Origin of the sequence: Pseudorhizobium tarimense (assembly GCF_022968135.1) — a bacterium.
Taxonomy (GTDB): domain Bacteria; phylum Pseudomonadota; class Alphaproteobacteria; order Rhizobiales; family Rhizobiaceae; genus Neorhizobium; species Neorhizobium tarimense.
Map to the genome: position 1 here is coordinate 1 of NZ_JALJRA010000034.1, position 14,943 is coordinate 14,943.

Sequence of the window (14,943 nt, forward strand, 5' to 3'; positions counted from 1 at the left end):
ATGACGGGCTTGTCGACGACCGTCAGCATTTCCTTCGGAACGGCCTTTGTGGCCGGAAGAAAGCGGGTACCGAGACCTGCTACTGGAAAGACTGCCTTACGTATCGTCTTCTGTGCCACGCACACCTCCTAAGCAATCGCCATTTCTGCAACGGATTAGTTCGACTAGCCGATAGATATTACAGATCCGTAACGAGAGGTGAGGGCGATCGCGACTTTATTCATCCTGAACGATTCTGTCCGTCCTAATTTGTTTGTCGTTCTAGAACTTGAAGGCTTGTGGTGGAGGTGATTTGACGAGTATTCTCGCCGCGCAGCGGACAATGTACGGTGTCCCGATCCTGAACAGCCTCTCCTTAACGTCGGTTCTTCCGTCTCACTGTGCGCGAATACCAGGGGAACCTGGTCTAAAGCAGGACATCTGTTGGCTGGTCGATCAAGTTGCCGCAGGAACAGTCGTTGAACGTCTTACGTCGATGGACGGTCATGTCGAACAGCGCGAGTATCATCCTGCCGGACGGAGAAGAGGCCGGCCGGCGGCAACACGCTGATAGGATGAACGTTTGACTGAGCGTGCGTTCGCGTGCCTGAGATCGATCGGGCCAAGTGGATGCTGTGTCCGCTAAGAAAGTTGATTGGTCTGAGGCTGAGATAAGTGGTTGCGAGGGTGTGAACTGTCAGAGCTGCTGCACAGCTTTTTTGTCCAATTATCGCCACCGCTGACGCCGGCAGTCAGTGATTAACCCTAAATCTCTGGACGGCTGGTGAGAATCATGTTCTAGATTTGGCGGGCAATAGTCGGCAAGCCGGCAGTAGGCCGCCAAGGGGACGAGATGGCGATAGCAAACCGAGTGTATTCAACTGGTGGTCCTAGGGAAGATGCCGGTCGCAAAATCACGCGTCATGCGGGGCTTCTGTCAGGTCAATTGCAGCAGCTTAGGACTCGCATGTATCCGCCGAAATCGGAGAAGACCCTACGCCCCTTCCTGACCAATGAGGTCTCCAGGCTGACTTCAATCCCCGATTCGACATTGAAGCTTATGTCGATTGAGGGTAGAGGGCCCGTCCCTAGCCGGTTGGAGAATAATCATCGCGTTTATACGCTGAGCCAGATCAACGAGTTGCGCGAGCTTTTCGCCAAACAGAAGCCCGCGGAGGCGCTGCGTTTCTTGCCTCGCCGCCGTCCAGGCGAGCACCTGCAGGTGCTTGCGATCGCCAATTTCAAAGGCGGAAGCGCAAAGACAACGACCTGCGTACATCTTGCACAGTACCTCGCCCTTCACGGTTATCGGGTACTCGCACTGGACCTGGATCCTCAGGCCTCCTTGTCTGCATTGTTCGGTGCCCAACCGGAGGTGGACGTCGGCTCGAACGAGACGATCTACGCAGCGTTGCGCTACGATGATTCGGAGCGTCGGCCTATTCGTGACATCATCCGCAAAACCTATTTCGACGGGATCGACCTCATTCCGGGCAATCTGGAGGTGATGGAGTACGAACACGAAACACCACGCGTGCTCGCAGGCAGGTCAGGTTCTGGTGCGATCTTCTTCGAGCGACTGAAGCTGGCACTTGCTGACGTTGAAGAAGACTACGATGTCGTCATTCTGGACACGCCGCCGTCGCTCGGGTTCTTGACGTTGAGCGCAATCTATGCGGCCACGAGCATGATCATCACCGTGCATCCGGCTATGCTGGATGTTGCCTCCATGAGCCAGTTTCTTCTTATGATGGGCGATCTGATCAGTGTTCTGAATGAGAGCGGCGCTCAGTTGGATCAGGATTTTATCCGCTACCTGGTAACCCGGCATGATCCCAATGATGCGCCGCAGTCGCAAGTCGTCGCTATGCTCCGACATCTGTTCGGGACTGATGTGCTCTTGCCAACCGCGATCGAAAGCACTGCAATCGAAGCAGCCGGCTTGGCAAAGCGGTCCGTCTACGAGCTTGAAATCGGGCAGATCGGACGGGATACGCACAAGCGGGCCCGCGAAGCCGTGGATGCGGTCAACGAGGCAATCGTTACCCTCATAAATGACAGCTGGGGGCGCAAGTGAATAAAACGCCACGTAAATCGATCGTGCAGAGCTTCGGGCTGCTGTCAGCGGAATTGGAAAACAAGCTCACGGAGGAGCCGACGCCTCCAGCACCGGCTCAAGGCGGGCGTGTGGGCGCTGGCGTTATCGGCGCAGCGCACCGGGCAATTGATGACATCCGGACAGAGCGCGACCGCCTTAAGGCGATCGTGGAGGCTGGTGGAGGTGCTGTTCGGGAGTTGGATCCCGCCGCGATTGACCCCTCCCCCTTCCCCGACCGTTTGCCGGATGACGACGAGGCCTCCTTCGAGGCGTTCAAGCGGTCCATCGAGGTGGAAGGGCAGAAGGTTCCCATTCAGGTGCGCAAGCACCCTTCGTCGCATGACCGGTACCAGATTATCTATGGGCATCGCCGCTGGCTCGCCGCCAAACAGCTTGGCCGACCGGTGCGTGCGCTCGAAGTGGAGATATCGGATCTTGATCTAGTCCTTGCCCAAGGGATTGAAAACGCTAGCCGCCAGGATCTCACTTGGATTGAGCGTGCTCTTTTCGCCTCTCGCATGGACCAGGCAGGGATCAAACCGCGCGATATCTACGCTGCGCTGTCGATTGAGGATGCGGAGCTGGCGCGAATGCGCAGCGTGTACCGGGTTGTTCCAGCCGATGTCATAGAGGCAATTGGTCGGGCGCCGAAGATTGGACGGCCACGCTGGCTGCAACTTGCTAAGGCTGTCTCGGGCAATCCGGACCTGCTTCAGGCCATCCGTGCCGCGCTGCAGAGGCAGCCAGACCGGCCGGAGAACTCTGACCAGAGGTTCCAGCGGGCGCTGACGGCCGTCAAACCAACTGTCAAACAAAGTTCTGAACCTGTGGTCCTGTCGGATAGCACCGGCAGGACGCTGGGAGCACTTGTTGTGCTGCCAAAAGAGGTTCGAATCGCGGCCGAAAGTGCGGCGGGGATAGAGTTTTTGAAGTTTGTGGAAGCAGAGCTGCCGGCGCTTGCCGAACGCTTTGCTCGTCAACAGGATCATACCAAAGCCTGACACCTGTCAGGCTTCATGACCAGGAAAGGAAGCGCTGCAAAAGAAAAAGGCCCCCAAACGTTGCCGTCGTGGAAGCCTCTCTCTCTGTGTGACAACTAGAGAATCGCATTTCCCCGAATCCCAGTCAAGCGTCTTTGGCACCGTAATTTGGTGAGCTGGCTTCTTTTGCCTTGTTGAGGGTGAGGGACAATGCAGGTTGGAGATGTGACGACGCCTTTCGGGCGGCGGCCGATGACGCTTGCCTTGGTGCGGCAGCAGATGGCCGTGGCCGAGATAAAGCCTGGAAAAACGGCCGAGAAGTGGAAAGTCTTCAGGGACGTATCTGAAGCCCGTCCGTTGCTTGGTCTGCAAGATCGGAGCTTAGCCGTCCTTGACGCGCTCCTTAGCTTCTTTCCAGAGAACGAGTTGCGTCAAGATCAACAGCTGATCGTATTCCCCTCGAATGCCCAGCTGACGCTGCGAGCTCACGGCATTGCAGGAGCCACGCTGCGCCGGCACCTCGCTTTGCTCGTTGAGGCGGGATTGATCACTCGTAAAGACAGTGCCAACGGCAAACGCTATGCGCGTAAGGCGAAAAGCGGAGAGGTTGAAAGCGCTTTTGGCTTTGACCTGTCTCCCCTTCTGTTGCGCTCAGAGGAGCTCGCTCAGCTCGCGCAGCAGGTCGCAGCGGAACGACTTCTATTGCGCAGAACGAAAGAGAGCCTAACCATATGCCGGCGCGATATTCGCAAACTCATCACTGCGGCGATGGAAGAGGGCGCGTCAGGCGACTGGGGCAAGGTCGAGTTGGTCTACGTGACGCTTGTCCAGCGTATTCCGCGCACTCCGACCCTTGCGGAGCTGACTGCGCTCCTGGATGAGATGACTCTGTTGCGCCACGAAGTGCTCAACATGCTGGAATTGGAGAAGAATTCTGCAAATATGAGCGCCAATGATGCTCACGATGAGCGCCACAAACAGAATTCAAAACCCGAACTCATCAATGATCTTGAACCTAGCTCTAGAACCGAGCTGGGGGCGGATGTTGAGCCTATCCAGGAACGTAGGTCCGCGGCGTTAAAGGCGTTTCCTTTGGGATTAGTTTTGAGGGCGTGCCCGGAGATTGCAGCTTACGGGCCTGGCGGGGCGATCGCAGGTTGGCGGGATCTTATGAGCGCTGCGGTCACGGTGCGGTCGATGCTGGGCGTGAGCCCATCCGCTTATCAGGAGGCCTGCGAGATCATGGGGCCGGAGAACGCTGCGGTCACTATGGCATGCATCCTGGAGCGTGCGGGGCACATAAACTCCGCCGGCGGATATCTACGTGATCTCACGTCGAAGGCGCAACGTGGCGAATTCTCGCTGGGTCCGGTCCTCATGGCGTTGCTGCGAGCCAACGGCGGCGACAGTCGGCAGGTGGGTTAACTGTCAGATCGCGGCCTCCCCTCCCCTGCCGCACACACGCGGTCGCTTATCCACCGCCCGTGTCTGCGTCGTCTCGGTAAAACAAAATATTGCTGCGGACTTTGTCCTGAGCGCTAACCGCCGCGTCGGTTCGGCTGCGCTCGGTCAAAGGTGATATGAACACGTCTAGAGCTCGCTCAAAAACTGAGCGCCAACTCTGATACGTCGCTGGCTCGCTCTTGCTGAAGCCAATGCCCTGCGTTTTTTGAAGAACGTAGGAGCCGCGCAAGTCGGGAACTAAACTTGGTATCGCAGCGATGATTTGATCCATCACGGGTATACTGAGGCCAGTATCGCGCTCGCCGATCATGAAAGTGCCGGCACCTGAACCTGTTGGCCTTCATGAGCTTGATGCAGTTCCCAGTTGCGATCCAGATTTCGATGGTAGTTCAATCTCCGGTGCAGCCCGGCAGTACGAAGGCGTACGAGGCGATCGAATTCTGCAGTGGGTAACTATCCCGTTAGGCAGGTGGGAGCGGGCAGGCTTGCCAGCAGACCTGTGCTCGTGCTCCTGACGGCCACTCCAAATGGGTTAGGGTGCCATCGCGCGACCTGCGAGGCCCAGCTTCTCCGCTTGCTGCGGACAAGAGCTTGCGAAGCGTCACGTTCACGTCGCGGTCAGATTCCTCTTCAGCGAGGTTCGGTTGTTGGAAATACAACGCATAGAACAGGGCGTCATCGGTCCGGGGAAAATCTTAGATGGTGGCGCGGGCGGCTGCGCCATCATCGGAACGGTGAGTGCGACGACAGCACGGAACCGGCCTGGTCGTAACAGGGCCGCTTGCCATGCAATTGTCGCCCCAATCATGGCCGACGTCGACCGCCTGTTGCTCCCCAAGCATATCAAGGTCGCCGACCGCGTGAAAGACCGTGTTCTGATCCGGGTGCTCAGGCGCATCGGGACTGCCATAACCTCTCAGATCCGGCGCAACCGCACGGTAACCAGCCTGTTCGAGTGCGCTTATCTGGTGTCTCCAGGCGTATTTGGTTTCGGCGAAGCCGTGGCAGAGCAGGACCAGTGGACCTTGACCGGCATCACGGATGCTCATGTTGATCGTGCGAGTCTGCATCATTTTCTCTTTCACGGGCGGCTGCTGACTTGGTGGCAAGGCGATCGACGGAGAGCGGATAAGCTGCACGCTTGAAGACCTGTGACGCCAGATCGCTGGTCTTCAATAGTGTAACCGAAACGGTTACGCTGAGCTGCATAAGTGGAGATAGCGTAACAAATAATGTGGCAGAAAGGCTTACGATGGCGACCGATGGCAGGCTGGCGAGGATGCTGCATGTGTTGGTTCACATGGGACTGCTCGGCGGAAAAGAAACGTCAGAGCGAATTGCGCTGATGCTCAGCACCAATCCTGTTGTTGTGCGCCGTACGCTCGGGGCGCTTCGTGATCATGGTATCGTGGCATCCGAAGGCGGACGAGGAGGTGGCTGGAAATTGATCAAGTCGCTCGATCAGGTGACGGTGCTTGACGTGCAGCGCGCTTTGACAAAGGGGCCTATTCTCCACGTTCCGATCTCGCGAGATCACCCAAGTTGCCCAGTAGAATGGGCTTCTAATCGTGTGTTGGAACAGGCGCATGCTGCTGCAGAGAGCTATCTTGTCAGGAGTTACGCTGCCACGACACTGGCGCAGATAGCAAAAGATGCCACAGTTAAGGCTTCCGTTACCACGTAAGTGGTTGCTAAGCGGTCGCCTGTACCGGAACGAACAAACACGTGCGGGTAGCGAGCCGTGGCACATCATCCGGTTTGAACTTGGAGCGAGACTTCCAATATGAAGCAACGAGCTCCTCCGGCACTGTGAGGAGCGACTGCTTGTCTTCGTCCGCCGGCACACCGGTTGGCCCCTTCCCTTTCCTCCAGTCCCGTTTCTGTGACCAGGACGCCCAGTTGGCTACCGTTGCCCCTGTCTGCGGTTCTTTTGGCGGCGGTTCGGCGCTTGTTCGTAACGGCAGGATGTTCGCAGGCACTGGTAAGGCAGGAACGGCCGCAAGCCAGACTAGGAAACGTCCGACTTCGGACTAGACGCGTTCAACCAATGTTCGGGAGGAGCGGAGGAAACCGAAAGCGCGGTCCTATAGTGGTGACGATGTGCTGGACGGAGTAGGATCTGTGCCAATCTCGAAGTTGTAGGGATTGTGATGGAGGGGGTACCGGGAATGCAAGGCCCCCTCCCCCGTTGGCCGCGGACAGTCTGTCCGTGGGATCCATTCGCCATGGCTGATCCACCGGCGATTTCGCCGAACGTTCGATATGCGGTCACCACGCTTGGAAGCGTCAATGCTTGCGCATTGTTCTGATCTTGTTGGTTTGGCCACCGTGAGGTCGTTGCTTGGCTGGCGTGCTGAATTTATCATCGCGGCTGCAGCGAAAACTGGTGGCGCCAGCGGCGGACGCTTGCTGTTAGGCCTAATGTTCCTGGTTAGGGCGACCTGGAATGATCCTATAATATGAAAGACTAGGGAGACGCATGGTCGAGCCTTGGCGGGTCAGCAGATGGTTTCCGCATCTTCTTAAGTGGTGAGGTTGCGCGATCGCTTTTGTTAGAGCTCTGCTCCTACTTCCAGTGATTGCCTCGTCTCCACTTGTGGTCAGGAACGCGCGATCAGAAGCGCATAAAGCATCGCGTGCTCAAGCTATTGCCTAACCTCAAGTGTTGACGACGGGAACCGCTGATTGGCTGGGTGGAGAAGCCAGTTGTCTGACCTGCTCGTTCATCGCTTGAAACAGATGCACTGGCCTCAAGGGAGCATCTGTAGAATCGGCGAAGTCGAAGCCATCACCAAAACCCTGACAGCTGTCAGGGTTTTGTAGCGCCAGCGGCCAGCACAGGGTAAGCGAGAATCGGCGGTTGCCGACGCAGCACCCTCAGTACAACGTACCGCTGCTGCGAGATGGTCTGTCGCTCTGCCTGCGATGATTGGCCGTTGGTGAACCTATGAAAGAGTAGCGGTAGCCTTGCGAGTCGATGCTTCAGAGCGCAAGCCGGTGAGGGCGTTGGGATCAGGATGGAACGGGAATGCCGCCAGAACATCGTCAGCAGCTATACGCCAAGATCTTTGATCGCTGGGCTGTGCTCGTAGGCTCACCTTCGATGCCAGCCTGCATTCGTAGACAGCGTGAAGGATTGGATCGAAGACCGGATCTTCATGCAGGAACTTCGGCTGCGTTCTGACTATTTACTTCAAAATCGTCGAAGGGGTTCGAAAGAGTGCGCCGGCGAGATTGCAGCTCAGATACCCGCGTCTCCTGGACAGGCTGGATATTCTGTCAGCAGGCTGTCAAAAACGTCAAGAAGGGCGTCAACAATCGCTTGGCCTAGCGCGTTGCCTGTGGCGGCAATCTGATTGTCATCCGCACCGCGCGCAGCGAGAGCTAGGTCTCCCCCCTCGCCGGCGACAATTGCTCTCGCACGTTCAACCGCCCATTGCGCGAAATCTGCGCGGTTTGTGACCGTGACTGTCTCCCGCGTAATGTCCATTTGCAAGCTCTCCTTCGTTCTCTACCCGAGCAAAACCGGGCACGAGATGGGCTGGTTGTCCGCGCCTGATTAGAGCAGCGAACTGGGCATGCAAAGAGGCATTCTAGCACCTAGACCCGCTGCTTCAGACTGCGGCAAGTGGAAGGTAGCGGTGCTGCCTGTCGGAGGGGGATTGGGCGAAGATGAGCGCGTCTGAGATTTCTCAGGGAGGGAAACGCGAGACGACAAGGGAACGATCCGCGGGAAAGGACGGACGGCCGTCTGCGTCAGCTAAGGGCTCGGCGAACGGCGCGGCCCCGTGATAGAACGACCTACTCAAGCAGCCGAGCGGCTCGGCTGCCCTTCCTGTTGGCATCGTTATAGTATGACGATGCTTGCTGAACGGAGCGATGACGCGATTGCTCCATTGCTTCGGGTAGCGGAATGCCGCGATTGGCCGCTTCAGTCAGGTAGCCGGAGCGCAGGCCGTGCGCCGAAAACTCCGCAGCATCGAGCCCAGCCTGTTCCGCTCTATGTTTGACAATGTCGTTGATAGCCTTTGGTTCGAGCCCTCGCTTCGAAACATTGCCCCAACGGTCAATGGCCCGGAAGACGCTGCCACGCTCAATCCTGGCCGCCTCCAGCCATGCGTTTAGGGCCTCCACTGGCCCGCCCGCCAGGTAAACCACCTCGTCACTCTCTCCACCACTGGTCTTGGTACGTCTGAGGTGGATGGAGAGGGAGGGCAGGGGAGGCGCGTTCTCGACGAAAATGGGTGCCTCCACCGTCAATTGCTCCTTGCGCAGATTCGCAATCTCGCTGCGCCGTCGACCCCCCGAGGCAAATGCCACCATAAGGATGGCTCGATCCCGGATGTCGCGCAAACCATTAGTCCGGCAAGTGGCTAGAAGCTTTGACAGGATATCGCCGGTAACCGCCCTGGCGCTTTTGCGCTTCCTGGGGCGTGGCGTAGCGCGCACCGCCAGTCGCAATGCTGACTTGAGGGCAGGGGAGACAAAGCTGCCATTATGCCCCCGCCATTTCGTCAATGTCGACCATGTGGCGAGCCGCCGACGCACCGTATCAGGCGCATGCGGACCAACGACTTTAAGAAGCCCCTGGTCGCGGAGCATTTGCTCCACCTCAACTGGCATGCCATGCTGTGGATCCGACCGCCGCTTTTCCGGATTCCAGAGGTGATGGGCTACAAATTTCAGGAGCAGCGCTTCAGGCGCCGGCCACGGTAGGGAGGCTCCAGTCGATGCGAGCGCCCAGGCCTGCAAGTAGGTGAGGTCGGAGGCTAGCGCGCGCAACGTGTTGACGCCCATGCCCTCGTTGACCAGGTGTCGCAGTGTTTCGACATCCTGGTCGGTCAGTAACTCAGCCAGCTCGTCGCGCCGCTCCATCGGCAAGACAGCAGCTATGGTATCAAGCTGCTCGGCGCGGCGTTCAACCGTACTCACTTAGGCAATCCATGGTCGTCGTAAAAGTCGTCGTGATTTGATGTAGTTCCTGCAGGGACATTGCCACGCCCTTCGGCTGCCAGACCCCAGACATTATCCCAGGTGCCAGGCGGCTTCGGGATCGCGATAACTCTGCGACCGGCTTTGCCTGGCGACAGATCAGCACCGTGTCACCGCGTCGTGCGAGATCAATCAGCTCTTCCAGCCGATCGGCAGCTTCAGCGACGTCCGCAAAGATTTTCATAGCAATGCCTCACCAGATTCGCTCATGCAGCACGGCATCGAAGGCCATGTCGGTTGAGACGAACGAGCAGTGTTCCAGCCGGGTCTGGGCGGCAAGAATACGGTCCCAGGGATCGCGATGCTCCCAATCCAGGCTTGCCGCGAGTTCGGCATGCAGGTCGGTAATAGCCAGTGTCTGCAGCCCGCTGGCGAAGACGGCGCCGCGCAATTCTTGTGGCTTCACATCGAGCTTGTTGAGGCGCATCTTGTTGTCCAGTTCATAGAAGGAAACGGCGCTGACCAGAATGACATTGGTCTTGTCCTCGATCATCGATCGCGCTCTTGATGAAAGGCGATCGCTGCCGACTGTCCACCAGTAGACCACGTGGCTATCCAGCAGCAGCTTCATAGGCCGGGCTCGCGCTCACCCTGCTTGCCTTGCCAGACACCGACCTCGTCATTGAAGTCGCCGGCGTCGATCGCTTCCTGCTCCACAGCGCGCTCATCGAAAAGATCGTCAGGGAGCTCGCGATGGCGCAGCAGCCCGAATGGACGCTTACCTCGGAAATCGGCCGGACCGATCCGCGCATAGATCTCATTGCCACGCATGATGATGATTTCTTCGCCTTGATTAGCGCGTTCGAGCACCTCGGCAAAATTCTTGCGCGCCTCGCTGATCTTATAGCTAGTTTGCGGCATCGTGTGTTCTCCGACATGAGCGAGCGCCATCATACATTTGTGCCTGATAGTGTACAACACGGTTGTACACTAGTTCGACATTGTATCCGTCGTCCGGAATTGGCGTCCAATGTCCTCAATATACGCCTGACGCCTGTGATGCAGGCATGGCAAGCCACGTAGCACCCAAGCCGCATGTAAAGGGTAGCTCACATAGCTTTTGCCATTACAGCAGCGGATCTAAATTCTTTCTAGGGTGGTGCCATGAAAGAGCCGTTGATAAGACCGGGCCTGACGTGTCACCTGCTGACAGCGAGAGCGATTATTTCGGGCCGCTGCCTCCGGCACTGTTCCAAGAGGTAAGCGGCGATTTATCGAGTTCGCCGAAGGCCAGCGTCACAAGGCCACCGTTCGCAGTGATTGAGCAGCTCTTTATGCTGTCGCTCGCCCTCAGGATCCGTGCATCTAGTTGTGATCTGCACCGCCATTTAGGCCTGAAGTGCGCCAAAACCGTCACCTCCGATAAGCATTACTTATCGCACGCGAGCCGCGTGGGGCGTCTTTATACCCTGTGAAGAACCGTAGCCGGCTTGTAGCTTTCGTTTAAGACATCGTTTACCATAAAATCAATGCCTTACGACCTCGCGAAACTGCCCATCCACACCCTGCTGAAACCCGTCTCCGACGCCAGCAGCGCACTCGCCCGCCTCGACGAGCGCGTCGCCCGCTCAGCCGTCGGCCCGGGCCTCCTCGAACGCCAAAACTTCACCGACGCCTGCGCCTCTCTCTGGATTGACGGAGAACTCGTCCACCTCGAGGACCTCGTCCTCCACGACAATCTGCGAGACATCCGCACCCCAACCCACGAACTCACGATCGCTCGTGACGTTCTGCGGACACGACGCCGGATCGCTGACCATTCCCCTGCCTGGGCCCTGTCTGAAGAGGGCCTGCGCGCCCTCCGCCGCGCGTGGCCCGGGCAGGCGTGGCCTGCAGCATCTTTGGGAGACGGAGGCAATGCCGTGGCCGACGACGCTGCGGCGGGTGAAGTGGATGTTGGGGCAGGGGAGGGGCCGGAGGTCAATGAGGCGGGAGGCGAGGCTGGCGAGGACGTCCTGGATGCGGAGCTCGCTGCCATCGACGCTCTGCTGGCCCGCTCAAAGGCCGTTATAGAACAGGCCCGGAAGCCAGGCGGGGCTCCGGCCGCGGGCCGGGCGGCCGAAAAAGATCCGATGGTTTATGATCTTGATTGGGACGAGGACGCGCGGCTGGAGGAGTGGCGGGCCGTGCTGCGTCAGGCGCAAGAACTGCCGGCGGTGCTGCAGGCAATCGTCGCCCTCGATGCCTGGAACGAGATCGGTGTCCTCCAGCACGCCTGCTGGATGGGCCGGCTGCTCGCCGCCGCCATCCTGCGCCAGGGTGGTGTGACCACGCAAAATCATCTCGCCGCCATCAATCTCGGCCTCAAAACCATTCCCGTCGATCGCCGCCGCCATCGCGATCGGGAAACCCGGCTGCTGGCGATCGCTCAGGGGTTTTTAGCCACTGCCGAGATCGGCCTGAAGGAGCATGATCGGCTGGCGCTGGCGCGAAAACTGATGGAGCGCAAGCTGGCGGGACGGCGGGCCTCGTCAAAACTGCCGGGGTTGGTGGAACTCGTCATGGCGAAGCCATTGGTGTCGGCCGGGATGGTGGAAAAAGCGCTTGACGTCACGCCGCAAGGCGCGCGGCGGATTGTTCTGGAGCTCGGCCTGCGCGAGATGACGGGGAGGGGGAGGTTTCGGGCGTGGGGAGTAATGTAGCCTCGACCACTTCTGGAACGACAGCATCGCGTACCAGATGTAAGGAGTGAGCCGGCTGTCATCAAATTCAAATTAGAATGTCTAACCCGCACGACGGTGCGTAAAAGGGCACAGGAAGGCGTGGGGAAGGTTGACACGGAATATGCTCCCCAGCTGGTCACGTGGCTGATCCAAGAGCGCTGGAAGGATGTCGGAGCCGGTGAGGCGGGCCGGTTGTCACCAGACGGAATCAAAGCTGCGCAAAAGCGGGTTGACGAGGCGGCGGCTCGGAACAAGGAGCGTGACCGGCATATGGTTGAATCTCGGCGCCGGCAGCTGGGGATGGTCACGTGATGGCAAGCGATAAACGGGCCGCGAGTGATCAGTTAGCGAAAACGCCGGAGATCGGCAGGCGGGAAAGCCTGTAGTGGATGAGCGAGGTGTAGCTGATGATTAGTACAGCCAAATCGCGGTAACCGTCTTATTGGGATTTGAGGGGGAAGACGGAATGAATCGGGACCTGTGGGGTTACAGTTTCGACAAGCTGCCGCGTTGGACTTGCCCGCACTGCCGGTATGGGCTTTTGCAGCCGATGGGAAACTATCCTCATGTCGAGGAAAGCGAATATTCCAAGGAGGAGCAGAAGCTGCAGGAATCTGAGCCGGATTGGACAATAGAGCGGTTCGTGGCACTGTTGAAGTGCGACGTCGCACATTGTGGCGAGGTCGTTGCTGTTGGCGGAAATCGTGTGGCGGAACTGTATCAGGACTACGAAGGGCGTGAGCAGCGCTGGGAAAGCGCCTTAGTTCCCATGTTCGTCCGTCCTGCGCCGCATATCATTCCCGTATCCAGGAATCTCTCAGATGCCTGCAATGTGCAGCTGAGAAAGGCATTTGAGCTGTATTGGCTGGATAAAGCCGCTTGCGCAAATCGTCTACGCATCTTTGTCGAGCGCCTGATGGACCATTTTGAAGTGCCGACCGAAGGCAAGGCCAAGAAGAAAAAGAAACACCGGCTAGACCTGTCTGAACGCATTGAAGAGTTTGATTCAATCAAGCCAGGACACAAGAATGCCCTAGATGCTCTTCGTTTCGTCGGCAACTACGGTAGCCATGAGGGGCAGACCGACACTGAGGCGCTTCTGGATTGTTTCGAGCTGTTGGAAGACGCGCTGGCCGAGCTGATTGATGAAAAGAAAGCAGTGCTGGCGGCAAAGGCGCAGAAGCTCATTGAGAACAAGGGTAAGAACACTTGGTAGGCGCCCGTGAAGCACCACTACATTCCGCAGTTTTACCTGCGCCCGTGGCTCGGGGCCGACCATAAACTTGAAGAGTTCGGACGTGAGCCTTACACGAGGCAGATCCGGTCAAGGCGGCGTGGAACGAACTCCACCGGCTACGAGCACGACCTCTACACCATCCCCGGCGCGGACGAGGCAACTAAGCAGAACATCGAACGCATCTTCATGGGTACGGTGGACAAGACGGCCGCCGCTGCCCGCGATGAACTCTTGCGTGGCGTGATCCCACAAGGGGAGCTTCGACATGCGTGGGCTCGCTTCCTTATGTCCATGGCGATGCGAACGCCGGAGGAAATGAGGAAGTACAAGGAGAACTTCGTCAAGCTGTGGATGGAGCCGGTACCCAACTACCAGGAAAAGTACGAGGAAATCAGGAAGCACAACTGGCCGGAGAAGCTAGAAGATTACTTCCGCTTGGTAGACCCGCATATGGGAGCTCGGCAGGCCATGGTGATTGCAACCGAGCTGATGCAACAGGAGAACGTCATCAGGCACCTTGTCGGCGCGCAATGGTGGGTGTTCGAATCAAGCAAGGTCAAGCGGCCGCTGATGACATCGGACCATCCGTTCGTGATGACCAACGGCTTGGCTCGTCCGGATGGGCACTTCGGGATACCCATCGGGCCCCGTCATCTCTTCATCGCCTTCATGAAAGGCGACTTCGGAATAGCATTCCGCCGCTTGGCTGCGGGTAAGATCGTGCGCCTCACGAATGAAGCTGTTATCGGACAGGGTAGAAAATACGTTTATGGCCTGGACGGTTCGAACATTGCGGAAGTTCGGCGGCTTATGGGGAAGCGGGACTTCATGACCCTGCTGCCGAACATGACGAAGCACAACGGACCCACGGAACCGCTGCCAGAACCTCCGGAAGGCTGGGACCCACAAAGCTTGCCAGATCTGTCGGAACCGCTCAAACTGAACGGGTGAACTCCTCAAATCGTGCGTACCTTTCCCGCGTTGCTGCCTCGGATGCGTCGTGGTGCCGCCGCCCTCATCCAATCCCACACAGACAAGGCAGTAGAGCAGGCGGTGGCGCCATCACGGGCGGCCTTGGAGCGCATTGAAGAGTGGGTGTCGGATGGCACTTAACCGTGAGAATGCGGTCGCTTTAACCCGTTTTGGCAGTTAACTTGAGAATCTACCCTGAGAAGATTCTCAGATTAACTGCAATTGAGATGACGCGGTTGATCGGCAGGAACTGTTTATGATCTCTTCGATGGCACTGCTGAAGCGCGCCTTGTTCTCACCTCTCATTTGGCCGTGAAGCATTTGAAGCATCTCTGGCCCTGAACGCTCAACGATAGCTATCCCGGCCAGCAGAGCCGGCCGGAGGTGCAGAGGCAGGATTGGACTTGACGACGTTGGCAGACTCCGCCGATCAACGACATCGTCGAGATCAGGAATGAGTGCGCCCAGTACCCGGTAACGCGTAAGCGCTAATTTCGGCGCACCTTTTTTGGTGGCGACCCCTGCCGCATGAAGTGTCCACTTAAGATAGGTGGACAC

General features: G+C 58.0%; 12 protein-coding genes and 1 pseudogene. 7 read left to right on the plus strand and 6 right to left on the minus strand.

Annotation, left to right across the window (positions count from 1 at the left end):
- Window positions 1-119: pseudogene (locus MUU54_RS23715) on the minus strand (UTP--glucose-1-phosphate uridylyltransferase); the annotation flags it as partial.
- 713 nt (window positions 120-832) lie between these two features.
- On the opposite strand from MUU54_RS23715, the gene repA reads away from it, so the two are divergent.
- The 3 genes from repA to repC all read left to right on the plus strand — a co-directional run bounded on the left by repA (window position 833) and on the right by repC (window position 4,482).
- Entirely contained in the window at window positions 833-2,056 is a 1,224-nt protein-coding gene (repA, locus tag MUU54_RS23720; protein ID WP_247246409.1) for a plasmid partitioning protein RepA, read from the plus strand.
- Window positions 2,053-3,078: a plasmid partitioning protein RepB gene (gene repB, locus MUU54_RS23725; protein ID WP_247246410.1), complete on the plus strand. Its 1,026-nt coding sequence runs from the start codon at window positions 2,053-2,055 to the stop codon at window positions 3,076-3,078. The genes repA and repB overlap by 4 nt, the downstream gene beginning before the upstream one ends.
- A 189-nt stretch (window positions 3,079-3,267) precedes the next feature.
- Window positions 3,268-4,482, plus strand: a complete 1,215-nt coding sequence (repC, locus tag MUU54_RS23730; protein WP_247246411.1) for a plasmid replication protein RepC — start codon at window positions 3,268-3,270, stop codon at window positions 4,480-4,482.
- Between the two features lie 734 nt (window positions 4,483-5,216).
- Here repC and MUU54_RS23735 read toward each other — a convergent pair.
- The gene (locus MUU54_RS23735) at window positions 5,217-5,594 is read right to left on the minus strand and encodes an alpha/beta fold hydrolase (RefSeq protein WP_312038866.1); all 378 of its coding nucleotides are present in this window, start codon (window positions 5,592-5,594) and stop codon (window positions 5,217-5,219) included.
- A gap of 179 nt (window positions 5,595-5,773) precedes the next feature.
- Between MUU54_RS23735 and MUU54_RS23740 the strand changes: the two genes are divergently transcribed.
- A complete protein-coding gene (locus tag MUU54_RS23740; protein ID WP_247246412.1) occupies window positions 5,774-6,205 on the plus strand; it encodes an RrF2 family transcriptional regulator in 432 nt (143 codons plus the stop codon).
- A 2,117-nt stretch (window positions 6,206-8,322) separates the two neighbouring features.
- On the opposite strand, the gene MUU54_RS23750 is transcribed toward MUU54_RS23740, so the two are convergent.
- From MUU54_RS23750 to MUU54_RS23765, 3 genes are all read right to left on the minus strand, one after another.
- The gene (locus MUU54_RS23750) at window positions 8,323-9,396 is read right to left on the minus strand and encodes a site-specific integrase (protein ID WP_247246421.1); all 1,074 of its coding nucleotides are present in this window, start codon (window positions 9,394-9,396) and stop codon (window positions 8,323-8,325) included.
- A gap of 310 nt (window positions 9,397-9,706) precedes the next feature.
- Complete coding sequence (locus MUU54_RS23760) at window positions 9,707-10,084, minus strand: type II toxin-antitoxin system VapC family toxin (RefSeq protein ID WP_247246414.1); 378 nt, start codon at window positions 10,082-10,084, stop codon at window positions 9,707-9,709.
- Window positions 10,081-10,374, minus strand: coding sequence for a type II toxin-antitoxin system Phd/YefM family antitoxin (locus MUU54_RS23765; protein ID WP_247246415.1), 294 nt, complete (start codon window positions 10,372-10,374; stop codon window positions 10,081-10,083). Before MUU54_RS23765 ends, MUU54_RS23760 begins: the two co-directional genes overlap by 4 nt.
- Before the next feature lie 608 nt (window positions 10,375-10,982).
- Here MUU54_RS23765 and MUU54_RS23770 point away from each other — a divergent pair.
- From MUU54_RS23770 to MUU54_RS23780, 3 genes are all read left to right on the plus strand, one after another.
- A complete protein-coding gene (locus MUU54_RS23770; protein WP_247246416.1) occupies window positions 10,983-12,155 on the plus strand; it encodes an RHE_PE00001 family protein in 1,173 nt (390 codons plus the stop codon).
- A 487-nt stretch (window positions 12,156-12,642) separates the two neighbouring features.
- Entirely contained in the window at window positions 12,643-13,392 is a 750-nt protein-coding gene (locus tag MUU54_RS23775) for a DUF8608 domain-containing protein (RefSeq protein WP_247246417.1), read from the plus strand.
- A 6-nt stretch (window positions 13,393-13,398) separates the two neighbouring features.
- Window positions 13,399-14,364 carry a DUF4238 domain-containing protein gene (locus MUU54_RS23780; RefSeq protein WP_247246418.1) on the plus strand — a complete coding sequence of 322 codons (966 nt, stop codon included), beginning with the start codon at window positions 13,399-13,401 and terminating at the stop codon, window positions 14,362-14,364.
- 228 nt (window positions 14,365-14,592) lie between these two features.
- Here MUU54_RS23780 and MUU54_RS23785 read toward each other — a convergent pair whose 3' ends face one another.
- Entirely contained in the window at window positions 14,593-14,943 is a 351-nt protein-coding gene (locus MUU54_RS23785; protein ID WP_247246419.1) for a hypothetical protein, read from the minus strand.